Annotated in this window: 2 protein-coding genes; one reads left to right on the forward strand and one right to left on the reverse strand. The window is 71.8% G+C overall.

Annotated elements, in window-relative coordinates; all coding sequences use genetic code 11:
• The coding region (locus VK923_20735; GenBank protein ID HSJ47106.1) for a hypothetical protein at positions 1–1,041 on the forward strand (1,041 nt) is incomplete at its 5' end.
• Positions 1,042–1,141: 100 nt separating this feature from the next.
• On the opposite strand, the gene VK923_20740 is transcribed toward VK923_20735, so the two are convergent.
• A partial coding sequence (locus tag VK923_20740; protein HSJ47107.1) for an aldehyde dehydrogenase family protein occupies positions 1,142–1,610 on the reverse strand: 469 nt, incomplete at its 5' end.

Raw genomic sequence — 1,610 nt, forward strand, 5'->3', positions numbered from 1 at the left:
ACGTCCCCCAACGCTGACACGTCACAACGTCCCAGAGAGCGTCCGAACGGCGTGCGCCGGGGCCACCGCACCGTCATCCACACGACGACGGGTGTGGACCTCGCGGCCGGACGACGTCTGACGCACGCTGCGGCGATGAGCTGGATCCACCTGTACGACCATGCGCGTCGCCACCGCGGCGTCGTCGATGTGCGCTGGGGTCCGCGGGTCGGGCTGACGCCCGAGACGGTACTCGCCAGGGCCCGCCGCGAACGCTGGCGCAACCCCTACGAGCACGTCTTCCTGCTCCCCGGCGCCACATGGGACCACGGCACCGATCTCGTCGCGGCGCAGACCGCCTGCCGGGCGGACGCCGCGGCGCGCGGTCCGTCCGCGGCGTGGCTCTACGGGCTGGCGCGCCGACCACCAGCCCGTCCACACCTGCTGCTCCCGCACCATCAGCGGGTGAGGATCGACGTCGGTTTCGTCCGCCGGTCACGGCACATGGGACCCGGCGACGTGCACGACATCGATGGCATCGTCGTGCTGACACCGGCGTTCTGGCTCATCTCGCAGGCGCACGACAGCACCGACGATCGCCTGCTGGCGTTCGCCATCGACGCCCGGCAGCGCCGACTGCTCGTGCACGACGACGTGATCGCGCGCCTCGACACCATGCCTGGGGTGCCGGGCCGGGCGCGACTGCTGCGCGTCCTACGCCGGCTCGCCTCCGACGGCAGCGACTCGATCTTCGAGGCCCGGGTTCGCGAGAGGCTCCAGACTGCCGGCCTGTTCCCCGGCGCCGCGCCGCTGGCGGTCCCGACGATCGACGGCCGGACGGTCCACCTCGACATCGCGTTCCCAGCCGCGCGGGTCGCCATCGAGTGCGTCGGCTTCGTGGCGCACAGCACGCGCCACCAGCTCGATCGCGATGCTCGCCGCGAGAACGCCATCGCCCGCACCGGCGGCTGGCTCGTGCTCAAGCTGACCTGGGACCGGTTCCTGCACGACTGGGAAGGCTTCCTCGCCGAGCTGCGCCACGCCTTTGCGCGGCCTCACTGACCGATGCGGCCCGCGTGACCCCGGGCGTGGGAAGCCCGAGTGCTGGGGACGTCCGGCCGACCCGGCGTTGGGGCGCGTCCCCAGAAACGGTCTCGGACGGTCATGGGGCGATGTCGACGTAGACGTTCTTGAGCTCCGTGTAGGCTCGCAGCGACTCGACGCCGAGCTCACGGCCGTAGCCCGACTGCTTCCAGCCGCCGAAGGGCGCACCCGTGTGCACGCTGGCGTTGCTGTTGACTGACACCACACCGGCCTCGATGTCGCGCGCCACGCGGTGGGCGCGGCCAAGGTCGTTCGTCCACACCGACGCCGACAGCCCGTACGGGGTGTCGTTGGCCATCGCGACGGCCTCGGCCTCGTCGCGGAAGGTGAGCACGGCGACGACAGGGCCGAAGATCTCCTCGCGCACCGCGGTCATCTCGACCGTGGCACGGTCGATGACCGCGGGTCGCACGAACCAGCCGGGCCGGTCGAGCACCTCTCCCCCGCACGCGACCATCGCACCCTCGTCACGCGCCGAGGCCAGATAGTCCAGCGCGGTCTGGCGCTGGTCGTCGGTGATCAGCGGC

The sequence above is a fragment of the Euzebyales bacterium genome (genome assembly GCA_035461305.1).
In the GTDB taxonomy this organism is placed as follows: Bacteria; Actinomycetota; Nitriliruptoria; order Euzebyales; family JAHELV01; genus JAHELV01.